This window comes from Roseovarius gaetbuli, from assembly GCF_900172365.1.
Taxonomy (GTDB): Bacteria; Pseudomonadota; Alphaproteobacteria; order Rhodobacterales; family Rhodobacteraceae; genus Roseovarius; species Roseovarius gaetbuli.
The window spans coordinates 1-23458 of record NZ_FWFJ01000033.1 but is presented as its reverse complement, the minus strand read 5'-3'; the positions used below and the strand labels follow the sequence as shown (position 1 = coordinate 23458).

Annotated in this window: 28 protein-coding genes and 1 pseudogene; 5 read left to right on the top strand and 24 right to left on the bottom strand. The window is 61.0% G+C overall.

Going from position 1 to position 23458, the window contains the following annotated elements; translation table 11 throughout:
- Entirely contained in the window at window positions 1-1143 is a 1143-nt protein-coding gene (locus ROG8370_RS14385; RefSeq protein ID WP_085827878.1) for a saccharopine dehydrogenase family protein, read from the top strand.
- 72 nt (window positions 1144-1215) lie between these two features.
- Here ROG8370_RS14385 and ROG8370_RS14380 read toward each other — a convergent pair whose 3' ends face one another.
- The 6 genes from ROG8370_RS14380 to ROG8370_RS14355 form a co-directional block, all read right to left on the bottom strand.
- Window positions 1216-1536 (bottom strand): DUF3775 domain-containing protein, encoded by a 321-nt coding sequence (locus ROG8370_RS14380; protein WP_085827877.1) that lies wholly within the window; start codon window positions 1534-1536, stop codon window positions 1216-1218.
- Window positions 1537-1601: 65 nt separating this feature from the next.
- Window positions 1602-2336 (bottom strand): SDR family NAD(P)-dependent oxidoreductase, encoded by a 735-nt coding sequence (locus ROG8370_RS14375; RefSeq protein ID WP_085827876.1) that lies wholly within the window; start codon window positions 2334-2336, stop codon window positions 1602-1604.
- Window positions 2333-2893, bottom strand: a complete 561-nt coding sequence (locus tag ROG8370_RS14370) for a DUF3833 family protein (protein ID WP_085827875.1) — start codon at window positions 2891-2893, stop codon at window positions 2333-2335. The genes ROG8370_RS14375 and ROG8370_RS14370 overlap by 4 nt, the downstream gene beginning before the upstream one ends.
- 4 nt (window positions 2894-2897) lie before the next feature.
- Window positions 2898-4133, bottom strand: a complete 1236-nt coding sequence (locus tag ROG8370_RS14365; protein ID WP_085827874.1) for an MFS transporter — start codon at window positions 4131-4133, stop codon at window positions 2898-2900.
- Window positions 4130-4885: a DUF1365 domain-containing protein gene (locus ROG8370_RS14360; RefSeq protein WP_085827873.1), complete on the bottom strand. Its 756-nt coding sequence runs from the start codon at window positions 4883-4885 to the stop codon at window positions 4130-4132. Before ROG8370_RS14360 ends, ROG8370_RS14365 begins: the two co-directional genes overlap by 4 nt.
- Window positions 4882-6180, bottom strand: coding sequence for an NAD(P)/FAD-dependent oxidoreductase (locus ROG8370_RS14355; RefSeq protein WP_085827872.1), 1299 nt, complete (start codon window positions 6178-6180; stop codon window positions 4882-4884). Before ROG8370_RS14355 ends, ROG8370_RS14360 begins: the two co-directional genes overlap by 4 nt.
- Window positions 6181-6302: 122 nt before the next feature.
- On the opposite strand from ROG8370_RS14355, the gene ROG8370_RS14350 reads away from it, so the two are divergent.
- Window positions 6303-6968, top strand: coding sequence for a sigma-70 family RNA polymerase sigma factor (locus ROG8370_RS14350; protein ID WP_085827871.1), 666 nt, complete (start codon window positions 6303-6305; stop codon window positions 6966-6968).
- Between the two features lie 5 nt (window positions 6969-6973).
- The gene (locus ROG8370_RS14345) at window positions 6974-7624 is read left to right on the top strand and encodes a ChrR family anti-sigma-E factor (protein ID WP_085827870.1); all 651 of its coding nucleotides are present in this window, start codon (window positions 6974-6976) and stop codon (window positions 7622-7624) included.
- Here ROG8370_RS14345 and ROG8370_RS14340 read toward each other — a convergent pair.
- The 14 genes from ROG8370_RS14340 to ROG8370_RS14275 all read right to left on the bottom strand — a co-directional run bounded on the left by ROG8370_RS14340 (window position 7621) and on the right by ROG8370_RS14275 (window position 18849).
- Window positions 7621-7911 carry an SCP2 sterol-binding domain-containing protein gene (locus ROG8370_RS14340; RefSeq protein ID WP_085827869.1) on the bottom strand — a complete coding sequence of 97 codons (291 nt, stop codon included), beginning with the start codon at window positions 7909-7911 and terminating at the stop codon, window positions 7621-7623. The two genes, ROG8370_RS14345 and ROG8370_RS14340, sit on opposite strands and share 4 nt — an antisense overlap.
- Before the next feature lie 10 nt (window positions 7912-7921).
- Window positions 7922-8365: a molybdenum cofactor biosynthesis protein MoaE gene (locus tag ROG8370_RS14335; RefSeq protein ID WP_085827868.1), complete on the bottom strand. Its 444-nt coding sequence runs from the start codon at window positions 8363-8365 to the stop codon at window positions 7922-7924.
- 3 nt (window positions 8366-8368) lie between these two features.
- Window positions 8369-8614 carry a molybdopterin converting factor subunit 1 gene (gene moaD, locus ROG8370_RS14330; RefSeq protein WP_085827867.1) on the bottom strand — a complete coding sequence of 82 codons (246 nt, stop codon included), beginning with the start codon at window positions 8612-8614 and terminating at the stop codon, window positions 8369-8371.
- On the bottom strand, window positions 8614-9279 hold the full coding sequence (gene pgsA, locus ROG8370_RS14325; protein WP_085827866.1) for a CDP-diacylglycerol--glycerol-3-phosphate 3-phosphatidyltransferase: 666 nt from the start codon (window positions 9277-9279) through the stop codon (window positions 8614-8616). The genes moaD and pgsA overlap by 1 nt, the downstream gene beginning before the upstream one ends.
- 60 nt (window positions 9280-9339) lie before the next feature.
- Window positions 9340-10101, bottom strand: a complete 762-nt coding sequence (locus tag ROG8370_RS14320; RefSeq protein WP_085827865.1) for an enoyl-CoA hydratase/isomerase family protein — start codon at window positions 10099-10101, stop codon at window positions 9340-9342.
- Window positions 10102-11403, bottom strand: a complete 1302-nt coding sequence (locus tag ROG8370_RS14315; RefSeq protein WP_085827864.1) for a phenylacetate--CoA ligase family protein — start codon at window positions 11401-11403, stop codon at window positions 10102-10104.
- On the bottom strand, window positions 11400-12080 hold the full coding sequence (locus tag ROG8370_RS14310; protein ID WP_085827863.1) for a TetR/AcrR family transcriptional regulator: 681 nt from the start codon (window positions 12078-12080) through the stop codon (window positions 11400-11402). The genes ROG8370_RS14315 and ROG8370_RS14310 overlap by 4 nt, the downstream gene beginning before the upstream one ends.
- Before the next feature lie 78 nt (window positions 12081-12158).
- The gene (uvrC, locus tag ROG8370_RS14305; RefSeq protein ID WP_085827862.1) at window positions 12159-14027 is read right to left on the bottom strand and encodes an excinuclease ABC subunit UvrC; all 1869 of its coding nucleotides are present in this window, start codon (window positions 14025-14027) and stop codon (window positions 12159-12161) included.
- A gap of 297 nt (window positions 14028-14324) precedes the next feature.
- Window positions 14325-15104, bottom strand: coding sequence for an SDR family oxidoreductase (locus tag ROG8370_RS14300; protein WP_085827861.1), 780 nt, complete (start codon window positions 15102-15104; stop codon window positions 14325-14327).
- Window positions 15105-15117: 13 nt separating this feature from the next.
- Window positions 15118-16083 carry a calcium/sodium antiporter gene (locus ROG8370_RS14295; RefSeq protein ID WP_085827860.1) on the bottom strand — a complete coding sequence of 322 codons (966 nt, stop codon included), beginning with the start codon at window positions 16081-16083 and terminating at the stop codon, window positions 15118-15120.
- Complete coding sequence (locus ROG8370_RS14290) at window positions 16080-16271, bottom strand: hypothetical protein (protein WP_085827859.1); 192 nt, start codon at window positions 16269-16271, stop codon at window positions 16080-16082. The genes ROG8370_RS14295 and ROG8370_RS14290 overlap by 4 nt, the downstream gene beginning before the upstream one ends.
- Complete coding sequence (locus ROG8370_RS14285; protein WP_085827858.1) at window positions 16252-17049, bottom strand: S49 family peptidase; 798 nt, start codon at window positions 17047-17049, stop codon at window positions 16252-16254. The genes ROG8370_RS14290 and ROG8370_RS14285 overlap by 20 nt, the downstream gene beginning before the upstream one ends.
- 112 nt (window positions 17050-17161) lie before the next feature.
- On the bottom strand, window positions 17162-17923 hold the full coding sequence (locus tag ROG8370_RS14280) for an ABC transporter permease (RefSeq protein WP_085827857.1): 762 nt from the start codon (window positions 17921-17923) through the stop codon (window positions 17162-17164).
- A complete protein-coding gene (locus tag ROG8370_RS14275) occupies window positions 17920-18849 on the bottom strand; it encodes an ABC transporter ATP-binding protein (protein WP_085827856.1) in 930 nt (309 codons plus the stop codon). Before ROG8370_RS14275 ends, ROG8370_RS14280 begins: the two co-directional genes overlap by 4 nt.
- 207 nt (window positions 18850-19056) lie before the next feature.
- Between ROG8370_RS14275 and ROG8370_RS14270 the strand changes: the two genes are divergently transcribed.
- Window positions 19057-19752, top strand: coding sequence for an SGNH/GDSL hydrolase family protein (locus tag ROG8370_RS14270; RefSeq protein WP_085827855.1), 696 nt, complete (start codon window positions 19057-19059; stop codon window positions 19750-19752).
- Here ROG8370_RS14270 and ROG8370_RS14265 read toward each other — a convergent pair.
- Window positions 19749-20252: an SRPBCC family protein gene (locus ROG8370_RS14265; protein WP_085827854.1), complete on the bottom strand. Its 504-nt coding sequence runs from the start codon at window positions 20250-20252 to the stop codon at window positions 19749-19751. The genes ROG8370_RS14270 and ROG8370_RS14265 overlap by 4 nt on opposite strands.
- Before the next feature lie 150 nt (window positions 20253-20402).
- Here ROG8370_RS14265 and ROG8370_RS14260 point away from each other — a divergent pair, with 150 nt between their 5' ends.
- Window positions 20403-21488 (top strand): CaiB/BaiF CoA transferase family protein, encoded by a 1086-nt coding sequence (locus ROG8370_RS14260; protein ID WP_085827853.1) that lies wholly within the window; start codon window positions 20403-20405, stop codon window positions 21486-21488.
- A 9-nt stretch (window positions 21489-21497) separates the two neighbouring features.
- Here the strand turns inward: ROG8370_RS14260 and ROG8370_RS14255 are convergent, their stop codons facing one another.
- From ROG8370_RS14255 to ROG8370_RS14245, 3 genes and pseudogenes are all read right to left on the bottom strand, one after another.
- Entirely contained in the window at window positions 21498-22217 is a 720-nt protein-coding gene (locus ROG8370_RS14255) for an NYN domain-containing protein (RefSeq protein ID WP_085827852.1), read from the bottom strand.
- Window positions 22218-22340: 123 nt separating this feature from the next.
- Window positions 22341-23207 carry a glutathione-dependent disulfide-bond oxidoreductase gene (gene yghU / locus ROG8370_RS14250; RefSeq protein WP_085827851.1) on the bottom strand — a complete coding sequence of 289 codons (867 nt, stop codon included), beginning with the start codon at window positions 23205-23207 and terminating at the stop codon, window positions 22341-22343.
- 117 nt (window positions 23208-23324) lie between these two features.
- Window positions 23325-23458: pseudogene (locus tag ROG8370_RS14245) on the bottom strand (S-(hydroxymethyl)glutathione dehydrogenase); the annotation flags it as partial.

The window sequence follows — 23458 nt, the reverse complement described above, 5'->3', positions numbered from 1 at the left end:
ATGACTATTCACTGGTGCGGCACAGGGCTTTCGGCCATTCCCGGCCTGCGTCGCTTGATCGAGGCGGGGCATCCCGTGACGGTCTGGAACCGTTCGGTCGATAAGGCCGAGGCCGCCGTTGGTGACCTCACACAGGCGATCAAGGCGTTTGATCGTGATGCCCTGGCGGGCGATCTCAGGGCCGGTGATCTGGTGGTGTCGATGCTGCCGGGGGATTGGCATGTGCCGCTGGCCGAGCTTTGCCTTGAAAAAGGCGCGCATTTCGTCAGCTCGTCTTATATCGCGCCGGAAATGCGGGCGCTGGACGCGGCGGCGCGCGAAAAGGGGCTGAGCTTGGTCAACGAGATCGGGCTTGATCCGGGCATTGATCATTTGATGGCGCATCATCTGGTGGCCGATTATCGCGCTTCGGAGGCCTATGACGTCGGCAATGACATTTCGTTCATTTCCTATTGCGGCGGCATTCCGAAACGCCCCAATCCGTTCCGTTATAAATTCAGCTGGTCGCCGCTTGGCGTGCTCAAGGCGCTGCGCTCGCCGTCGCGCTCGATCCGCGATTACAGCGAGTTGAACGTTGCGCGCCCCTGGGATGCGATCAGCAGCTATGGTGCGCCCTTGCCGACGCCCGAGACCTTCGAGGTCTATCCGAACCGCGATTCCCTGCCGTTCATCGAGGATTACCGGTTTGATCCGGCTTGGCGCGTCAAGGAATTCGTGCGCGGCACGCTGCGGCTGAACGGCTGGGCGGAGGCCTGGGGCGATGTCTTTGCCGAGATCGAAACGCTGGAGGGGCCAGAGGGCGACGCGCGTCTCAAAGAGATGTCGGATACCTTCTGGAACGAGAATGCCTATGACGAGGGCGAGCCGGATCGCGTTGTGATGTGCGTCGGCCTCAAGGCCGAAAAGGCGGGCGTGCCGGTCTGGCACAAGACCTATGTCATGGATGCCTGGGGTGACGCCCGCAGCACCGCGATGGCGCGGCTTGTGTCGGTGCCGGTATCGCTGGCGGTCGAGGCCGTTCTCAACCGCGAAATCCCCGCCGGGGTGAGCCCGGCGCCGCATGACCCGAAACTGGTCAACCGCTTTCTGGCCGAGGTGGACCGCCTTGCGCAGCATTTGCAGGTGGTTGATCATCTCGCCTGAGGCGTTGTTGGCCACTCGTCAGCCCTGACAGGCCGCCTCGTTCGCGGGGCGGCCTGTCGGGCATAAATGGCATCAGCGCATCAGGTCCTCTTCGGCGTCCGCCGCCGAGAGGCCAAGCGCCTCAAGCCCGTTTTCAAGGTGATCCGAAAGGTGCGGCGAGCCGAGCAGGTAATCGGCGGTCGGGGTTGTCGCCTCTTCAAAGGCGGTGCGCTTCGCCTCTTCCAGATCCGAGGCATCAAAGCTGTCGCGCCCGATCCACATGACGGCGACAAGGCTTGCCTTTTCCTCGTCCGTGAGCTGGTCGATGAAAGCCCTGAGTTCTGCTTCGGCCCGGTCCAGTTCGCGGGACATAAGGATGATCTGTGCGATTTTATAGACTGAAATTTCCAGCATGAGGTGTCTCCTGTTGCGCGTGTCCTTCTCAGGAATGGCGCGGACAGGAGGCGGCGTCCTTGATCTTACGCAAATAGCCGGTAATAGGCCCAGTCCGGCAAGAACCGCGAGAGGCGGAAGAGATAGCTGAACCCGCGCGGGAAATGGCGCACGAAGGCGGTGTCGTCGCACATCAGCTCGAACATCTCTTGCGCGGCGGCCTCGGGTGTCATGATGAAGGGCATCTTGAAGTCGTTTTTGTCGGTCAGCCGGGTCTTGATAAAGCCGGGATTGGCCAGTTGCACCCGCACGCCGGTGCGCCACAAATCGGCGCGCATCGATTCGGCGAGCGACATGACCCCGGCCTTGGACGCGCCATAACCGATTGCGCCGGGCAGGCCGCGAAAGCCCGAGAGAGAGCCGGTCATCACCACGTGGCCCGCATCCCGCGCCACCATTTCGGGCAGGACCGCCCCGGCGACCCGCAAGGCGCCGGTGAAATTCACATCCGCCATGGCGACAGCGTGTTCGGCGTTCCACTCGCCCGCAGCCATCGGCCAATAGACCCCGGCGAGATAGATCGTGCCGTCAATCTCGCCGATTTCGGCGAGGGCCGTGGCCACGCTTTGCGCATCTGTCACATCGACGCTTACGGCGCGGGCGCGACCCGGAAGCTCGGCCACCAGGGCGTCAAGCCGATCCGCGCTGCGCGCCGAGACAATGACCTCTGCCCCGGCAGCACTTAGCTTATGGGCCAGAGCCGCGCCAAGGCCTTCGCTGGCCCCGACAAGCCAGTATTTCTTGCCCTGCCACTGCATCATGCATCCACCCGGCGCATGGTTGCCACAAGCTCTGCCACCTTGATGCCGAATTTGCGAAACTGGCTTCGGTTCACCACCGCGCCGTTCGGGGTAAGGTACATCCAGTCGGTCACGCTAAGCACATGACCACCGGCCTCTTTGGGAAGGCGGATGCGATAGCAAAGCCTCGTCGCCGAGCCAAGTTGGCGACCATGCCCCATGCCGACAAGATCATCGGCCTCGGCGCGGATGGACCCATCATTGCCAAGCTCAAGGCGCCATTCGCGATCCTGGCTATTGCCGCTGTCATAGTCGAAATGCTCCTGCATGACGCCGCGATTACCCTGCCATTTCGCCATGAAATCGCCGGTGAAACGCGACACGACGCGCCCGGTGGGACCATAGATCACGCCATCGCATTTGATCGCGCCGCTGAGATGCTCGCGCAGGTCGATCTGGTTGGACTCGCTTGCGTAATCATCCGGGCGTTGAGCGCGAAAATCGGCAAATCGCTCGCGCAACAGGGCAAGCGCCAGCATCAACAGCGCGCCGACAAGGATATAGCTCAGGGCTTCCATCGGATCAGTTCCTTTCGTCAATCGGGGTGATGGCCAAAAGCGTGATGGCCAAAAGTTTCAGGGCACAGGGCAGGGCGCCATAAAGCAGGCTCAACAGCCAGAGCGCTTGGCTGTCGTTGTCTTGACCGGCCTGAAAACCGCCCGCCTGCAAGAGCGGCAAGAGCGATACGGCGGCCAGGGCGAGGGTGAATTTCGACACGAAGGACCAGAGGCCGAACCCCTCTGCGGCATTGGGTGAAATCACGGCCATGCGGGTGGCGAAGAGCGCCGGCAAAAGGGTCATATCCGCGCCAAGCGCCGCGCCTGACACCAGACAGATCACGCCAAAGGCCCAAAGGTCGCCCGCCCCAAGCAGGATCGCCCCGCCAAAGGCCGCGATCGACAAGACCATGCCCGCAAGCAACACGGGCTTTGCGCCCCGGCTTTCTGCGAGGCGGCCCCAGAACGGCGCGGCCACGGCGGCGGAGAGGAAGAACAGCAACAGGAACGGCCCCTCCCATCCCGGTGCGGCAAGGCGGCTTTCAACGAAGAACAGAAACAGAGTAGAGCTGACGGCGACGGGGGCGGCGTTTATCAGCGCCACCAGCAACAAACGGCGCGCGATGGGATCGCCCAGAACCCTGCCAAAGCCGGTGCTTGGCGGAAGGTCCGCGCCCTGCCACTGCCCTGTCATGGCCCAGATCGCGACCAGGGCAAGGCCCAGAAAGGCCAGTGAAAACCCGGCATAGCCGCCAAGCACCAAAGGCGCGACCGCAGCCGCGCAGATGCCCAAAAGGGCGCCGGTTTCACGCCAACGGGCCAGCCGCAAATGGCCCTGTCCGGGCAGGTCATCGGCGCTTGCCACGCCTTGTGCATAAAAACAGATCGTGAGGTAGCTGAAGGCGGAAAACACCACCGTCAGCATGAGCGCAAACCACCACAACGGCGCCATCGGCGGGGTCACGGCAAACAGGCCAAGCATCGCCCCGGCCATCGCCAGAACCGCAACCCACACCGTTGTGGCGCGATGCGCGCGCAGCCGTTCCGAGAGTCGGCCCAAAAGCGGGTCTTGCACCACATCCAACAGCCGCAAGCCGAACAGCACCGTACCAAGCGCTGCCAGCGACACGCCGTATTCATCCACGTAGAACTTGGGCGCGTGGATATAAAGCGGCAGGCCGGCCGAGGCCAGAAGCGCGGCAAAGACCGCAAAACCGGGCAGGCGCGGCGCGGTGGCGGGGGCTGTGATTGCGTGGCTCATCGGCTGATTTCTTCGGCCGGGGGCTTGGGCGGCGAGCGAAAGCGCGCGCCCTTCCACCAAAGCTTGAGCGCCTGCCAATGAATAAGCGCAAGCACCCGGCGCGAGCCAAAGGGACGGCGCAGGATGGCGCGGATCAGGCCCATGTTGCTAAGCGGTTTGCGCGGGCCCACCAGCGTGGCAATCACGCCGCCGTTGCCGCCAGTAAAATCAATCCAGACGCCAATCCGGTCAGGGCGCAGATCGAAACGAAACTCATAGCTGCCCTCGATGCGCTGAAACGGCGAGACATAGAAAACCTTGTTGGCCCGGAGGCGGTCACTGGCGGTGATCGGGGCAAGGTCGTTGCGGTGACAGAGGTACGAGTGGCGATGCCCATAGGTATTGGTGACCTCGGCGATAATGACCGGAATGTCGCCCTGCGCGTCGCGGCAGATCCAGAAGGCAACCGGGTTGAACAGATGCCCAAGGATGCGCGGTTGCGCCAGAAGTTCGATCCGCTCGGGCGCCGGAAGGTCATGCGCCGCCAGTACCTCGCGGACCCAAGCCGCGCCATGTCCATGCCGGGGCGGGCCGCCATGATCGCTATCCCAGACCGAGGCAAGCCCGCCCTTGTTGCGCCCAAACAGGCGCGGCGCACCGACCGGGCCTTCGGCGTCAAGCAGCACATAGTCGATGCTATAGCGAAAGGCGTTTTCTACCGCTCCCTTGCGCCCATGCCAGGTGTGGCCGACGATATGGTCAACAGCCCTCATTCGGCCGCCATGGAAAGCGCGGAGCGGTCAAGAAGCGCCTCGGCCGCCTCAAGCCCGCTGGTAAGGCCGTCTTCATGAAACCCGTGGCGCATCCAGGCCCCGCAGAACCAGGTGTTTTGCGCGCCATTGGTCATGCGCACGCGATCCTGAGCCTTTAGTGCCGCCAGATCATAGACCGGATGGCGCAGGGTCACCTGATCATAGATCAACTCCTGGCGGATCTCGCGGGTGGAATTGAGGGTGACGAAATGCGGGTCATCCTCAGGGATCGGTTGCAGACAGTTCATCCAGTAGGTGAGGTCGATCTGCCCATCCCGCTTGGCGGCGGCTTCGGTATAATTCCACGACGACCAGACCGCGCGCCGCTTGGGCATCACGCTTGTGTCGGCGTGCAGGATGATGTCGTTCGGCTGATAGGCGATGGCGCCAAGGTTGGTGCGCTCGGCCTCGCTTGGATCACTCAACAGGCGCAGGGCATCGTCGGAATGGGTGGCAAAGATCACCTCGTCAAAGCGTTCCCACTCGCCGCCCTCGGCGCGGATTTCAACGGCCTCGTCAATCCGGCGCACGCCCTGAACCGGGGTGCCGGGGCGCAGGTTTGCGCCTTGCGCGCGCAAGGCCGCCTCAAGGCGCGAGACATAAGCGATTGAGCCGCCCTGAACCGTGTACCACTGATGCTGGCCGGAGTAATTCAACAGGGCGTGGTTCTCGAAAAACTGGATCATCGCATGGGCGGGAAAATCCAGGATTTGTTCGGTCGGCGTCGACCAGATCGCGCCGGACAATGGCAACAGGTAATAATCGCGGAAATATGACCCGGTGCCGATCTTGTCGAGGAACTGGCCGATGGTCAGGTCGCGGTCGCTGGCGTGGTCAAGCGCGCGCGCGTTGAAGCGGAAAATATCACGCAGCATCCGCAGAAAGCGCGGGTTGAGCGCGTTGCGGCGCTGTGCGAAAAAGGCCCCGGCGCTGGCCAGCCCGTATTCAAGCGCCCCGCCGCACACCGAGGCGCCAAAGCTCATGTTGCTTTTGACGACGGGCACTTCAAGGCGGGCAAACAGATCGGCCAGATTTGGGTAGTTGGCATAGTTGAACACGATGAACCCGGTATCGACCGGCTGATCGCCGCGCTTGCCGGCGATGATCGTGCGGGCGTGACCGCCAAGGCGCGGTTCGGCCTCGAACAGGGTCACGTTATGGGTGTCGGCCAGGCGATGCGCCGCCCCCATCCCAGAGATACCCGCGCCGATCACGGCAATGTTCTTGCGCGCCGCGGCGCTTGTTTCAAATGGCATAAGAAGTGTCCGAACCCGTTCTTGTTGTTTCGAACGGTATACGCAGGGGCGGCGAGAACGGATTAGAAAGAATAATTTTTCAAAACAGTGATCCGATCGGTGATGGGCCGCGTAACAGGTTCATGTTCACGGATTGCGCCCTCGTTGATCGTCCTGCCCCCTCGCCGGTGACTGCCGCGCGTGCTAGAACATCGCAATTGGCAGGCAAACGGTCAGGACCGGCGCACGTGACACCGACAAAAGATAAGAAGCAAAAGGAAAACGAGGATTGGGTGGCGTGCATCGCCCGCATCCGAGAGGCGCAGGACGAGGCCGCCTTTGCGCGGCTCTTCAGCCACTTTGCGCCCCGGGTTAAGGCGTTTTTGATGCGCTCGGGGACGGATGCCACCCTGGCCGAGGAATGCGCCCAGGAGGTGATGGCGACGCTTTGGCAAAAGGCGCATATGTTTGATCCCTCCCGCGCCAGTGCCGCGACCTGGATTTTCACCATCGCGCGCAATCGCAAGATCGACGCGCTGCGCAAACAAAAGCGGCCCGAGCCCGAGGATCTTCCCTGGGGCAACGAGCCCGAGCCGGATCAGGCCGATGTTCTGGCTCTGCAAGAGGAAAGCAACCAGCTGGGCGACGCGATTGCCGCCCTGCCCGAGAAACAAAGGGTGCTGATCGAAAAGGCCTATTTCAGCGATCTCAGCCATTCCGAGATCGCAGATCAGACCGGCCTGCCGCTTGGCACCATCAAATCCCGTATTAGACTGGCGCTCGATCGTTTGCGCCACGCAATGAAGTGACCGTTATGACCGATATTCAAATCAAGCATCACCTGAGCGACGCGCTTTTGATGGCCTATTCCGCAGGCAGCCTTCCTGAGGCGTTCAGCCTGACTGTGGCCACGCATATTTCGATGTGTGACGACTGTCGCGCCCGGCTTGGGGCGTTCGATGCCATGGGCGGCGCGATGGTAGAGCGCTGTGACAGCGTTGCAATGAAGGACGGAAGCCTTGAGGCGACGATGCAACGTATTCGTGCTGCCGGTCCGCTGGCCGCGCCCGCCCCGCGCCGCAAGAGTAGCCTGCCGCAGCCGTTGCAGGATTACATCGGCGGCGATCTTGATGCGGTAAAGTGGCGCTCGGTCGGGATGGGGGTGAAACAGGCGATCCTGCCCACGTCACGCGCGGCGACAGCGCGGCTTTTGTATATTCCGGCCGGGGCGGCGGTGCCGGATCACGGCCATCGCGGCACCGAGTTGACGCTTGTGTTGCAAGGTGCGTTTGTCGATGAGGTCGATCACTTCGGGCCCGGCGACATCGAGATTGCCAACGAGGATCTCAACCATACGCCGGTGGCCGATATCGGCGCCGATTGCATCTGTCTTGCCGCGACCGACGCGCCGCTGCGCTTTCGCGGATTGATCCCGCGACTGGCCCAGCCGTTCCTGCGGATTTAAGCCGTCAGGATCGCGCTGACCTTGAGGGCGCGTTGAACGTTACCCTCAACCTTGAGCTTGCCGGACATATAAGCGGTGATCGGGTTTTGCGCCCCAGAGAGGATGTTGCGAAACACCTCGTCGCTGGCGCTTAGCACCACATCGGCGGGGTCATTGCCGACACTTGCGCCGGTTTCGTCAAGCATGACACTGCCATGATCGGTGATCTCAAGTTTCGCCGTGCCCCTGATCTGGCCTTTGGCCTTGGGGGTCAGATTGGCGATGTAATCGTTAATGACGCTGTCCATTCCGCTCTCCTTACCAACGCTTGAGCGCGTCTTCGTCGATGTCCTTGGCAGCCACCCATTCGGCGCCCTCCTGCGTGACCTCTTTTTTCCAGAACGGCGCGCGGGATTTCAGGAAATCCATAAGGAACTCGGCCGCCTGAAACGCATCAACCCGGTGGCGCGCAGAGGTGGCGACCATCATGATCATCTCGTCAGGGTGCAGACGCCCATAGCGGTGAATGACAAGCACATCGCCCAAATTCCAGCGGGTCTTGGCCTCGGTCGCGATGGCCTCAAGCGCCTTTTGGGTCATGCCGGGGTAATGCTCGATCTCCATCGCGCTTAGCGCGCCCTTGTCGAGATCGCGCACGATGCCGGTGAAGGTCACCACCGCGCCCATGCCCGCTTGCCGGGTCGCGAAAGCGTTGGTTTCGCGGCCCAAATCAAAGGCCGCATCCTCTACCCGGATATCCATCGCCTAGCCGCCTGTCATCGGCGGGAAAAACGCCACTTCGCGTGCGCCGGCCAGAGAGGCGTCAAAATCGGCCAATTCCTGATCAATCGCCACGCGCAGCGCGCCGAGATCGGAAAACGCCGCCTCATAGCGCGGCTCGCGGGCGCGCAAATCGTTCACAAGGTCCATCACCGTGGCCGGGTTGGTTTCAATCCGGTCTTTCGGGTGCCCGACGCGTTCGCGCACCCAGGCAAAATAAAGCACATCCATCACTGGGTATCCTTTAGGTGTGGGATGGATTTCTTGAAGTAATCCATCCCGGTTATCAAAGTAAGCGCCGCCGCCAGCCACAACAGCCAGAGCCCCGCATGCCCGGCCCAGATCATGCCGGTGTATTTCCAGTGCAGCCCGTGCACATCTTCTTCACGCCCGTCCAGAATGCCGATCACAATCTCATTATCCATGCCGATGACCGACATGCCAAAGTAATGCTCGAACACGCCTTGTGCAAAGAGCACGGCAATTGCGAACATCTGCGCGGTGGTTTTCCACTTGGCCAGCTGCGTGACCTTGAGCGTGCCCGCCGTATCGCCCAGAAACTCGCGCAAGCCAGACACAAAGACCTCGCGAAACAGGATCACCGTCGCCGGCAGCACAAGCCAGGGCGACATGCTTGAATATCCCACGATCACCATCAGCGCGATCACCACCATCGCCTTATCCGCGATCGGATCAAGCATGGTGCCAAGCTTCGTGACCTGCTTGAGGCTTCGGGCAAGATAGCCGTCAAACCAATCGGTAATCGCCGCGCTGACAAACAGGATCAGGGCGAACCAATCGGCATAGGGCCTTGTGAAATAGAGGAACATCACCGCAACTGCCGGGGCGGCCAGCAGGCGGAGCGTGGTCAGGATATTTGGCAGGTTCCACGTCATGATGTCGGTTCTATCCTGTCACAACGCCGAGGGAAAGCGCCCTTGCACGGTACGCTGCGATCAAAAATCACTAAGCAAGCGGGTGGTTTCGGGGTCCATGAAACCGGCCACCGTGGCGTCGGTTTCAAGGTGCAGGGCGCGGTGCAGATCGGGCACTGCGGCGGCGTTCAGCACCCTTTTCATGGCGCGCACCGAAAGGATCGGAAGATCGGCGAGGCGGCGCGCGGTCTCTGTGGCCGTGCTCATAAGGACCTCATCTTCAACGGTTTTCCACGCCAGCCCGATGTCGTGCAACTCTTCCGCGCCATAGCGATCACCGAAAAACAACATTTCGCGCGCCTTGTTGAGGCCCACCAAAGCGGGCAACAGGCTTGTGACTGCGCCGGTCACGAACAGGTTCAGCGAGACCTCGGGAAAGAACCCGCGCGCCGATTTGGCCCAAACGGAGAAGTCGCAATTTATCGCCCACTCAAACCCGCCGCCCACGGCCCAGCCGTTGATCGCGCCGACCACCGGCTTGGCGCCAAGGGTGATGGCATGGGTCGCGCGCTGAATCGCCTGCACAAGATCGCGGGCCTCTTCCTCGGTTTCCGGATGCACATGCTCGCGCCGGTCGTCGCCTGCACAAAATGCCTTGCCCGCGCCGGTAAAGATGATCGCGCGGGTGGCCGGATCGGCATTGGCATCCTCAAACGCACGCGCAACATCGTCGATCAGTTGGCGGTTCATCGCATTAAGGCTTTGCGGGCGATTAAGAGTGATCGTGCGCACGCCGCCCTCGCCAAGGGTGCTGAGCACGGTCTGATATGTAAAATCGGTCATCTAATACTCCCGTATCACGCGTTTCGTTTTCCCCTCGGTGAGGGGCAGGCTTCCGTTATCCAAAAGGGTGACGCGGGCGGTGGCGCCAAGGGCGGTTTTCATCGCCTGCGCCACCTCTTGGGCAAGCGCGTCAGATGGCGCGTGCCCCGGCGCCAGCTCGACCGAGACCGGCAGGGCGTCATAGGGCGGGGGCGCGTCAAGCGTGATGCGGTAATCGCCCGAGAGCGCGGCAAAGCCGTTGATTACCGCCGCGACCATGGTCGGAAACAGGTTCAGCCCGCGCACCACCACCATATCATCCGATCGCCCGACCACGCGAAAGCGAAAGCCCGTGCGCCCGCAGGTACAGGGATCGGTTTCATCCACCGTGATGATGTCGCCTGTGCGAAACCGCACCAGCGGCTGACAGTCGCGCGCAAGATGGGTCAGGACCAATTCGCCGGTTTGCCCGGCCTCAAGCGGCACAGGCGCGGTCGTTTCGGGGTCGATCAACTCTGGATAAAGCACATCGGCGGCCATGAAATGAAGGCGGCTGTCGTGCTCGCATTGCGCCGCGAAATTGCAAAACACATCCGAGACGCCGTAATTGGCATTGCGCGGCTCCATCCCCCAGACCCGGCGCAGGCGTTCGCGAAAGGCCGGATCGTCAAGCCCGGCCTCGCCGCCAAAGAGGCCAAGCTTCAGCCCAAGATCGCGCGGCTTGAGGCCGGGGAATTTCTCGGCAATCACCCGTTCAAGCACCGAAGGATAGGACGGCGTGCAGGAAATCGCGGTAATCCCCACCTCTTGAATGGTGCGCACCAAAAGCTCGGTCGAGCCCACGCCAAAGGGCACCACAAGCGCGCCAGTCGCCTGAAGGGTCATGTGATCGGTCAACCCGCCCATCCACATCTGATAGTTCAGGCAATGCACGACCGTATGATCGGCCGTTAGCCCTGCCGCCGACTGACAGCGCCCGCCGACGGCCTCGGTGATCGCGCAATCACGCGCCGAGAGCGCGAGGTTCATCGCCTGACCGGTGGTGCCCGATGTCCGGTGCAGGCGCACGGCGGCGCGCGGGGGCGCGGCAAGATAATCGCCAAACGGCGGATTCGCGGCCTGTGACAGCCGCAGTTGCGCCTTGTCCGACAGCGGCAATTGCGCCAGATCGGATAGGTCCTTGGGTGGCGTCTTTCCCTGCCACAGATCGCGGTAAAGCGCGGATTTTTCGGCGACATACTCTGCCTGCGCGGCCCATGCGCCCTGTTGATGGGCGCGCAGGGTCTTGGCGTCGGCGAATTCGGCGCGTTCCAAAAGGCTCATGGCTCTAATCCCCGTTCCCAAATGGTTGTCAGCGTGTCGATCACCGCCTCGTGGTCTTGCGAGACCGCGATCAACCCCGCTTCGCCCGAAAGATAAAGGCTTGAGAAATATTGATCCGTCATGCCGCCAAGCGCATAGGCGCGGCGGCGCAATTCCGCGCCGGAAATTGCATCATAGCGCCCCTCGCGGATCAGCCGACGTTGGGTTGCGCCGACGACGGTTTCGATCCAGTCGCGGTTGAGGGCGTGAAACACCTCGCGCGCCTGCGCGAAGTGATCAAGGTGATGTACAAGGCATTTCATCAGCCCGCGATTTTGCTCGAACAGCATGCCATAGGCCCGTGTCGTGGCACGAATGCTCTGATCCGGGGCGGCATGGGCGGCGCGGATCATGCTGGCCTGAAGAAAGCGGGCAAAGCCGAGCAGAAGATCGTTCAAGAGCTGGGTCTGATCCGGGAAATAAAGGTAAAAGGTGCCATTGGCGACACCCGCCGCCTTGCAGATCGCCGCAACGGTCAAATCCTGCACCGCCTCAGTTTGCAGCAAGAAGCAGGTGGCGATCCTGATCTGTTGCGCGGTGCGCTGTCCTTTGGTTTCGGCCGCGCTCCGGGCGGCCAGAACGCGGGCGTAGTCGTGAAATTCGGGGGCTGCGATGCGGGCTCTGGAAACTTGGGGCATTTGGACGACCTAAACCTGAAACTGACGTCATATTCAGGATTGAAAGGCTGCTGTCAACCACACATTGGCGCGCAGGGGTCAGCCTTTGTCGTGGAAAAAGTCGTAGAGCTTTTGCGCCAGAGCGTCCGACACGCCATCAACCGCCCGCAGATCGGCAAGATTGGCGCGGCTCACGGCCTTGGCGCTTCCGAAATGGGCCAAAAGCGCGCGTTTGCGCGCCGCGCCGACGCCGGGCACCTCGTCAAGCGGGGTGGCGCCCATGGATTTGGCGCGTTTGGCGCGATGGGTGCCGATGGCAAAACGGTGCGCCTCGTCGCGCAGGCGCTGGACGAAATACAGCACCGGGTCGTTGTGACGGAGCGCCATGACCCGCTTGCCGGTGCGGTGGAACTCTTCCTTGCCGTGATCGCGGTCGACGCCCTTGGCGACGCCCACCATCGGGATGTCCTCGACACCCATTTCGCGCATGATCTGGGCCACCGCGCTAACCTGACCGGCGCCGCCGTCGATCAGCAAGAGGTCAGGCCAGGTGCCCTGATCGCGATCCGGATATTCCTTGAGCAGGCGTTTGAAACGGCGCATCAGCACCTCTTTCATCATCCCGAAATCGTCGCCGGGGGTCAGGCCCTCGCCCTGAATGTTGAACTTGCGATAGTGGTTCTTCATGAAGCCTTCGGCCCCCGCCACGATCATCGCGCCGACGGCATTGGTGCCCTGAATGTGGCTGTTGTCATAAACCTCGATCCGTTTCGGGGGGCTCGGCAGATCGAACGCCTCGGCCAGCCCCTTGAGCAGTTTGCTCTGCGTGGCGGTCTCGGCCATCTTGCGCGCGAGGCTTTCGCGGGCATTGCGCAGGGCGCCGTCGATCAATTCGGCCTTTTCGCCACGCAGCGGCACCGCCAGCGTGACCTTGCGGCCAAGCTTGTCCGAGAGCGCCTGTTGCATGAGATCGGGGTTTTCGATCTCGTGCGACAGGATAAGCTGCCGGGGCGGGTCTTTGCTGTCGTAGAACTGACCAAGGAAAGCCTCGAGTACCTCGGCCTCTTCCACATCCGCGCCAACGCGGGGATAGAAATCGCGGTTGCCCCAGTTTTGCCCGCCGCGAATAAAGAATACCTGCACGCAGGCCTGTCCCTTTTCAAGATGCAGGGCGACGATGTCGGCCTCGTCCACGCTGCGCGGGTTGATGCCTTGTGCGGTCTGCACCTGTGTCATCGCCTTGATCCGGTCGCGCAGGGCGGCGGCGCGCTCGAATTCCATCGCGTCCGAGGCCTCGGCCATCTGGGCCGCAAGCTTTTCCTGAATCTCGGTGGATTTGCCGGACAGATAGCGCTCTGCATCGCCGACCTGCGCGCGATAATCTTCCTTGCTGATCTGGCCCACGCAAGGCGCGGTGCAGCGCTTGATCTGATATTGCAGGCAGGGGCGCGTGCGGCTTTCAAACATCGCATCAGAACAATTGCGCAACTGGAACACCCGCTGCAATTGGGCCAGCGACCGATTGACCGCACCGGCGCTTGCAAACGGGCCGTAGTAAGACCCCTTTTCGCGCTTGGCACCGCGATGCTTTTTGATCATCGGAAAATCGTGGCTGGTCACAAGGATGTTGGGAAAGCTCTTGTCGTCGCGCAAAAGCACGTTGTAGCGCGGCTTGAGTTGCTTGATCAGGTTTTGTTCAAGCAACAGCGCCTCGGTCTCGGTGGCGGTGGTCAAAAACATCATCGTCGCGGTTTCAGAGATCATTCGCGCGATCCGCCCGGTGTGCCCGGTGGGGCGGGCATAGTTCGACACCCGCGCCCGAAGATTGCGCGCCTTGCCGACATAAAGCACCCGCGCCTGTGCATCGAGCATGCGGTAGACGCCCGGCGAGGCATCTAGCGTGCGCAGGTAATCGCGGATCACCTCATGGCCGGATTTTTGCGGCATTTCCTGATCGGGCTCGGTCATTGGCATTAACTTTTGATTCTTTGGGTGTGCTGCAATGATACGGCACCAAGGGCAAGAGGGAAGCTTTCCACCATTCCTGTGGATAACTCTGCTGATAAGTTTCAGTGAACCGGAAATTTCCGTTGCATTTGGCTGTCTTCGCTGATTTGCCTAAAAAATAGGCGCTTTCTTAACCCATTGATTTTATTTTATAAAATAATGAACCCTCTGCAAAATGTTGAAAACGTTGAAGTTTTTGTAACGCTTACATTACAGAGTGGCGACCAGTGCAAAACTTTTGCCATAAGGCCCCGTTGGCTATTCAACCCCAAGGACATCCGGGGTCTGCCAGCCGAGGTGCTGACCGCCATCCACACAGAGCAATTGCCCCGTCACGGCGGGCGCCGAGAGGAAATAGACAAGCGCGCTGGTGATGTCACCGGCATTGGCGCCGCGGGCCATGATCGTGGCCTGTCGCTGGTTCTGGAAATGGCCATCACTCTGGCGATGACCCTGAAGCGTGGGCCCCGGACCAATCGCATTCACCCGCAGTTTCGGGGCAAGCGCCTGTGCGGCGGTCTGAGTAAAGGCCCAAAGCCCCATCTTGGCGATGGTGTAGGTCATAAACTCTGGCGTGAGCTTGCGCACTCTCTGATCTATCATGTTGATCACAAGGCCCTGCGCCACCGGCTCGCCGAATCCATCCATCACCGGGCCGGGGATATCGCGTGCCATCGCCTGCGTCAGAACGAATGGTGCGCGCAGGTTGCTTTCGATATGCCGGTCCCAGCCCGCGCGCGTGGCGCTTTCGATGTTGTCGTATTCAAAGATCGAGGCGTTGTTGATCAGCGTGGTAACCGGCCCGCCAAGCGCCTCTGCGGCGCGCCCTACAAGCGGCGTTACCTGACCCTCATCCAAGAGGTCGGCCTGAATCGTGACCGCCTTGCGGCCCATTGCGCGGATCTCGTTGGCGACGTCTTCGGCGGCCTCAGCCGAGCTTGCGTAATGCACGGCCACATCATGGCCCTGCCGTGCCAGTTCAAGCGCCATAGCGCGGCCAAGTCGTTTTCCGGCGCCTGTTACCAATGCCCGTGTCATGTCCTGTCTCCGGTTAGATCAACACAATCGTGACATAGCCCACATAGGTAGAGGTCAAGGCAATGCCCCAAAACCGCCCGATATCCAGACGGAAAAACACAAACGGAATAAGCGCAAGCGACGCCCCGAGCATGACCCAGAGGTCGAATTTCAAGAACTCGGGATCCACCGGAACGCTTCCGACAAGGGGTGTTACCCCGATAATGGCCAGAAGGTTGAACATATTCGATCCGATGACATTGCCAAGCGCCACATCGGCCTGTTTGCGCAGGGCCGCCATGACCGTGGTTGCCAGTTCCGGAAGCGAGGTGCCAACCGCCACAAGCGTCAGGCCGATCACGGAATCGCTGACGCCATAGCGCTCGGCGATGATCGAGGCGTTATCGACCAGAATATCCGCCCCAAGCGGCAGGCCGATGAGGCCAAGCAGCAAAAAGGTGATGATCTGCCACCACGGCATATCGGGGTCGGCGCCTTCGACATCGGCGTTTTCGTCGGCGTCGGCAAGGGCCTTGATCGCGGCGTCGCGCCGGTGGTTGCGCGCATCGCGAAAGGCATCGCCCAGCATCAGGAACAGCGCCCCCAAAAGCACCATACCCGAAAGCGCATCATATTCGCCGCGAAACGCCAGGGCGATGAAAAGCGCGGTGGCGAACAGCATCTGGAGGTAGGATTTGGAGCAGCGACAGCTACTGGTGTGAAGCACCGACATCATTGCCGGAATACCAAGGACCAAAAGCACATTCGCCGTATTCGAGCCGACAACATTGCCAAGCGCAAGGCCGGGTTTGCCCGACAGAACCGCGTTGACCGAAATCAAAAGTTCCGGCGCAGATGTGCCGAAGGCCACGATAGTCAGGCTGACGATCAGCGCGGGAATACCGACCCGAAGGCTAAGATTGACGGCGCCTTTGACCAGGGCATCGCCGGCAAGCAGCAAAATCACCAGGCCAAGCCCGGATAAAATCCATGGCATCATTTAAGCTTACCCTTTTGGCAAGAACAGGGGCCTTTGCCGATCCGGTAGCGACCACAGCTCTTGCATTTGGCCTGCGCAAGGCGCTTTTGGCCCGGATACTTGAGCTTGCCGAACATCGCCATCACGCCCATGCCGACCAGAAACAATACGACGATCTTGACCACCATATCAGAGCCCAAACCGGGCATAGCTTGCCCGGTCCTCGATTGCGGTCATGGCGTCCTGTGCGATCTCGGCGCCAAAACGCTGAAACAGCCCGCGTTTGCGGCCATAGCGGGCAAAGCGCACCTTGTCGCCGTAAAGCTCTTTCAATTTCGGCACCACGTGGCCGATACCATCGGCCAGCCCAAGATCAATCGCGCGCTGACCAAGCCAGAACTCACCGGTGAAAATATCCGGGTTATCGGCAAGCTTTGCGCCGCGCCGGGATTTGACGTGGGCGACGAAGGCCTCGTGGATATCTTCAAGAATGCCCTTGAGCCGGGTCACGTCCTCGGGCTTTTCGGGCAGGAACGGATCAAGCATGCTCTTGGATTTGCCGGATGTGTATACCCGCCGCTCAATCCCCTGGCGCGACAGAAGAACCTGTGCGCCAAAGCCGGCCGAAATCACCCCGATCGAGCCAAGAACCGACGAGGGATCGGCCCAGATATCATCGGCGGCGGTGGCCAGCCAATAGCCGCCAGAGGCCGCAACGTCCTCGACAAAGGCATGCACGGGGATGTCTTTTTCATCCGCCAGCCGCCGAATGCGCGCGGCAATCAACGACGATTGCACCGGCGAGCCGCCCGGCGAATTGATCACAAGGGCCACGGCAACCGGCTTGCCCTTGGAAAACGCCTTTTCGATGACCGGGCCAAGGGCCTCGTCATTCAGCTGGCTGCGCCCGCCCGCACCAATCGTGCCGACAAGTCGAATGACCGAGACCATCGGTTTGCGCTTCAGAAAGGGGATCAAATGTTTCATATTCCCCGATGTAGAGTGCCGGGGCACGACAAACAAGGCAGGGCAGCACAGCCGCCGCGTCACCCGCCAAAATTGCGGCGGGGGCGGGGTAAAAAGATCACGCTGAGAGGCGTCAGGATTTGATCCTGTACCCGGTCTTGAAGATCAGCCAGACCGCCGCAAGGCAGAGCGCGAAGAACACCGCGATGGCCGCGAGGCTATAGCCGATGGCCACATCCGCCGTGCCAAAGAACGACCAGCGAAAGCCCGAGATCAGGTAGACCACCGGGTTGAACAGCGTCACCGTCTGCCAGGCGGGGGGCAGCATCGAGATCGAATAGAAGGACCCGCCCAAGAACACCAGCGGCGTGATCACCAGAAGCGGGATAAGCTGAAGCTGTTGGAAATTCTCGGCCCAGATGCCGATGATGAACCCAAACAGAGAAAACGACAGGCAGATCATCACCAGAAAGGCGAGCATCGCGACCGGGTGCTGAATGTCGAGATCGACGAAAAAGTTCGCGGTGATAAGGATCACCACGCCAATCAATAACGCCTTGGTCGCCGCCGCGCCGACATAGCCGATCACGATCTCAAGAAAGTTGATCGGCGCCGACAAAAGCTCGAATATGGTGCCGATGAATTTTGGGAAATAGATCCCGAAAGAGGCATTGCTGATCGCCTGGGTCATCACGCTCAGCATGATCAGACCGGGCACGATAAAGGCGCCATAGGGCACACCTTCGACCTGTTCTATCCGGCTTCCGATGGCGGCGCCGAAAACCACGAAATAAAGCGATGTCGAGATCACCGGCGACAGGAGGCTTTCCATGATGGTTCGGAAAAACCGTTTCATTTCATAGATGTAAATCGCCTGGATTGCATGCAGGTTCATGGGGTATCCTCGTGCACAAGCCCGACGAAGATCTCTTCGAGGCTGCTTTGACGGGTTTCGATATCGCGCAGCGACAAGCCCTCTTTGGCCAGGGCCTGAAGCAGGCGGGTGATGCCGGTGCCATCGCCGCGGGTGTCGTAATGATACTTGAGCGCCTCACCGTCCCCGGCCAGTTCAAGGTCGTAATCCTTGAGGGCCTCGGGCACGCGATCAAGCGGCTCCGAAAGGTCAATGCGCAGGGTCTTGCGGCCCATCCGGGCCATCAGGTCGGCCTTGTTTTCCACCAAGAGGATTTCACCCTTGTTGATCACCGCGACGCGATCGGCGATGGCCTCGGCCTCTTCGATGTAATGGGTGGTCAGGATGATGGTCACGCCTTGCGCCTTGAGACCCTCGACCACCTGCCACATATCGCGGCGCAATTCGACGTCGACGCCGGCGGTCGGCTCGTCCAGAAACAGAACGCGCGGCTCGTGACACAGCGCCTTGGCAATCAGCACCCGGCGCTTCATCCCGCCGGAAAGTTCGCGAATGCGGCTGTTGCGTTTGTCCCAAAGCGACAATTGCCGCAGGATGCGTTCGATCAGGTCCGGGTCATTGGACTTGCCGAAAAGACCGCGCGAAAAGCGCACGGTGTTGATCACCTTTTCAAACGGCTCAAGCGCAAGTTCCTGGGGCACAAGCCCGATCATCGCACGCGCCGCGCGATAGCCGGTCACAATATCGTGCCCGCCAATCGTCGCGCTGCCGCCGGTCGGGGTGGTGATGCCGCAGAGCGCCGAAATAAGCGTGGTCTTGCCCGCGCCATTGGGGCCAAGCAGGGCCAGGATCTCGCCCTCTTCAATCGACAGAGACACGCCAGAAAGCGCCTCGAACCCGCCTTTATAAACCTTGCGCAGGTCGTCTACTTTTACAATCGGTGCCATTCTGCCCCTCTTTCGCAGTCCCGGCAAACCTAGGCCTTTGCCCGGCATGTGCAACATCCCATGGCGCAGAGTGATCTGTGCACATTTGCGCGAGATGCCTTGCCGGTGTCGCGGTTTCGACCAATTTCAAACAGCAAGTCTTGGTCTTTTGCCACCAATCGCCTAGACGGCATCGCCCGTCCCCCCGGATCATGAAGTGCCCCTGACATGTTCAAACCTGTGTTCGCCCTTATTTTGTTCGTTTTCGCGCTGCTTGGGTGCACCGAAAGCGTTAACCGCGACACGCCATCGCGGATTTTGCTGATGGGCGATTCGCTATTTGCCGTGCATGGGATGTCGGGGCAATCGGTGGCCAACGGGATTGAACGCGCGCTGAAGGAGCCGGTCGTCGATCGTGCCGTGTCGGGCGCACGGTTTGTCTATCGCCTGCCGATTTCCGGGGCGGCGGGGCTTAGCATCCCCAAGCAATACCGCGCCGGGGATTGGGATTGGGTTGTGCTGAATGGTGGCGGCAATGATATCTGGCTTGGCTGTGGGTGCGGTGCCTGCGGCCCCAAACTTGATCAGCTGGTCAGCAAAGACGGCAAGCGCGGCGCGATCCCCGGCTTTGCCTCGCGGATGCGGGCCAGCGGCGCGCAGGTGATTTACGTGGGGTACATGCGCACGCCGGGCGTGACCTCGCCGATTGAGGGATGCGCCGATGAGGGCGACGAGATGGACCGCCGCGTCGCGCGTCTGGCCGCGCTTGACCGGGGCGTGCATTTCGTGCCGCTGGCCGATCTGGTGCCACATGGCGACCGAAGCTATCACGGCATTGACCTTATCCACCCCTCGACCAAGGCAAGCGCTGCCATTGGCGCACGCATTGCCCGGATCATTGCGCAGACCGAGGCGCGTCGCTAGCTGATCAACCGCTTGAGCCAGCCTTTCTTTTCCGCCTCGGGTGCGTCGTCTTCATCCTTGGGGCCCTCAAGCACTTCTTCAAAGCGGCTAAAGAACTGTTCTGCCATCTTCTTGGCAAAGCCATCGACGATCCGGCTTCCAAGCTGGGCCAGTTTGCCACCGACCTTTGCCTCGACCTCATAGATCAGGCGGGTGCCGGTCTCGCTATCTTCCAGCCGCACATTGGCGCCGCCCTTGGCAAAGCCTGCGGCCCCGCCCTTGCCTTCACCCGTCAGGGTCAGGCTTTCCATTTCGACCATGTTCGACAGGGTCACGGTGCCCTTGAAGGTGGCCTTGACCGGGCCGACCTTTTGCACGACCAACGCATCAAACCCGTCTTCGGGCGTGCCGGTCACCTCTTGCGCGCCGGGCACGCATTCCTTGAGAACCTCGGGGCTAAGCAGGGCCGCCCAGACCGTTGCGCGATCCGCCTTGATATCGCGCTCGTCACTCATCTGCATTGGTATCGCTCCTTGCCTTGCGGGGATTGCACAGAGCCTAGCGCAGGGTTGCGCTCAGGCCAAGAGAGCAGAAAGTCTTAGCCGCGCAAAGGTGGCTGGCGGGTTTGCGCCCGGCTTTGTACTCTGGGGCAAATCGGGAAAGGGCAGAGCATGTTATCAGGCATCCGTGTGATCGAGATCGAAGGATTGGGGCCTGCGCCCTTTGCGGCGATGATGCTGGCCGAACTTGGTGCCGAGGTGATCGTGATCCACCGCCCCGGCAAGGCGAATTTGGTGGCCGGGGATCGTAACCTTCTGGATCGGGGTAAACGCTCGATCACGCTTGATCTCAAGGACGCGGACGATCTTGACGTTGCAAAGGCACTCATCGCGCGTTCGGATGCTTTGATCGAGGGGTTCCGCCCCGGCGTGATGGAGCGGCTTGGCCTCGGCCCCGAAGAGATGCGGCGCGTCAACCCCAAGCTGGTCTATGGCCGCATGACCGGTTGGGGCCAAGAGGGGCCGCGCGCGCAAACGGCCGGGCATGACCTCAACTATATCGCCACCTCTGGGGCGCTTTGGTACGCCGGCGCGCCGGGCACCCCGCCGCAGACACCCGCGACGATGGTCGGCGATGTGGGCGGTGGCGCGCTGTACCTTGTGGCCGGTGTTCTTGCAGGTCTTTTGCAGGCCGCGCGTAGCGGGGCGGGTACGGTGGTTGATGCGGCGATTGTCGATGGCTCGGCCCATATGATGGCGCTTTTGATGTCGATGGCCCCATCTGGGCATTTGCGCACAGAGCGCGGTCAAAGCCTGTTGGACGGTCCGCATTGGTCGCGTGTTTATCGCTGTCGCTGTGGCGGGTATCTGAGCGTGCAATGCCTTGAGCCGCAGTTCTATGCCGAGTTCCTGCGCCTGTTGGGGCTTGAGGAAACGCAGGCATTTGCGAACCAGCATGAGCGCTCTGAATGGCGCGCGCAGGGCGCCGCGCTTGAGGCGATCTTCGCGCAACATCCGCTTGCCCATTGGGCCGCGATCTTTGCCGGATCGGATGCCTGCGTGGCGCCGGTTCTGGCCCCAAAAGACGCCGCGAAAGAGGCCCACATGACCGCACGTGCGGTTTGGCGTAAAGGCGATGGCGGGCTAGAACCCGCCCCGGCGCCGCGGTTCGACGGTCACGTGCGCGCCGTGTCCGCGCCGCCTGCGCGCGGGGCGCAGAGCGACGAGATAAGGGCTTGGCTGGCGTCAGAGGTCTAACGGTCTTGTCTAGTCGACCCGACGCACCAAAAGCTGATTGCCGGGGCCTGATTTTGTCTCGAAGACCTTCAGTTCCTTGATCAGATCGCTGAGCTTTTTCTTGCCATAGCTGCGGGTATCGAAATCGGGTTTGTCGGCCTGAATCTGCTGGCCGATACGGCCAAGCGGATACCATTCATCGTCAAGGTCGATCTTTTCCATCGCCTCGAAGATTAGGTCGCGCGCGGCGGTCATGGTTTGCGCGTCGATCTTTGGCGCAGGCGCGCTCTGCGGGGTGTTCTCGGTGCCTTGATAGATGTTTTCGATGGCGACAAAACGGTTGCAGGCATTCTTGAGCGCATCCGGCGCCTTGGCCTCGCCTATGCCAATCACGGTCAGGCCCTGTTCGCGGATGCGGCTTGCGAGACGGGTGAAATCGCTGTCCGATGAGACAAGCACAAAGCCGTTGAAATGGCCCGCGTGCAGGATATCCATCGCATCAATCACCAGGCCGATGTCGCTGGCGTTCTTGCCCTTGGTGTTGGCGGTCTGCTGGTGTTGGACAAGACCCAGTTCCTGTGCGGTCTTGGTCCAGCCGGACAGCTGCTGGCTGGACCAGTCGCCATAGACCCGGCGCAGGCCCGGCTCGCCATAGCTTGTCACCTCTTTCAGGATCGCGCGGGCGTATTTGGCCGGCACGTTATCGGCGTCGATCAATACCGCGAGAAGCGGAGTTTTGGAGTCGGGCATGGTCAGCCTCCTTGGTTCGGCCCAGTCATGCCCGATCCAGGCCGGGTGTGAAACCCGTTTGCGGTGTGGATTTTCTTCTGCCAAGAAAATCAGCCAAGAAAATTCGCCGAATTTTCTTGGGCCTTACGTCGAGGGCGCAATCTTGTCCTGTGTCTTGGTGTCAAAATCGGATGCGTTATGGCGTTCATGCAGCTGCATATGCGGCTCGCCAAAGCTCCGGTTGACTTTTCGACCGCGTTGCACGGCCTCGCGTGCGTTGATCTTTTTGGCCCAGGTCATGACATGGGTATAGCTGGTCACGTCAAGGAATGTCGCAGCGCTGTAAAGGCGACCCAGAACAAGCTGTCCGTACCACGGCCAGATCGCCATATCGGCAATCGAATAGTCATTGCCCGCGATATAGGGGCGCTCGGCCAATTGCCGGTCCAGCACGTCAAGCTGGCGCTTGGTTTCCATCGCGAAGCGGTCGATCGGGTATTGCCATTTTTCCGGCGCATAGGCGTAGAAATGACCAAAGCCACCGCCAAGATAGGGCGCGCTGCCCATTTGCCAGAACAGCCAGTTCAAGACCTCGGTGCGCCCCGGGCCGCTGGCGGGCAGGAAAGCCCCGAATTTCTCGGCCAGATGCATCAGGATCGAGCCGCTTTCGAACACCCGCAGCGGGGTATCGCCAGAGCGATCCATCAGGGCGGGGATTTTCGAGTTGGGGTTGATCTCGACAAAGCCGCTGCCAAACTGATCACCCTCGCCGATATCGATGCGCCAGGCGTCATATTCAGCGTCATGACCTGCGGCCAGCAGTTCCTCGAACATCACCGTCACCTTGACGCCGTTGGGCGTCGCCAGGGAATAAAGCTGGAACGGGTGTTTGCCAACCGGCAGGGTCTTGTCATGGGTAGCCCCGGCGATGGGGCGGTTGATCGAGGCGAACTTGCCGCCTGATTCTGCCTCCCATGTCCAGACCTCGGGGGGTGTGTAAGTGTCGCTCATATCTATGATCCTTCCTCGGCTTCGGGCAGAATTTAAGCGGTCTTGGCCCGCGCGCAATGCGTAACGCCGCACAGGGGGCTGTGCGGCGTTGTACTTTTCAGAGTGCAGAGGCTTGGTTTAGTAAACCACGACGCTGCGGATTGATTCGCCTGCGTGCATCATCTTGAAGCCCTTGTTGATATCGTCGAGGGCAAGGGTGTGGGTGATCATCGGGTCGATCTCGATCTTGCCGTTCATGTACCAATCGACGA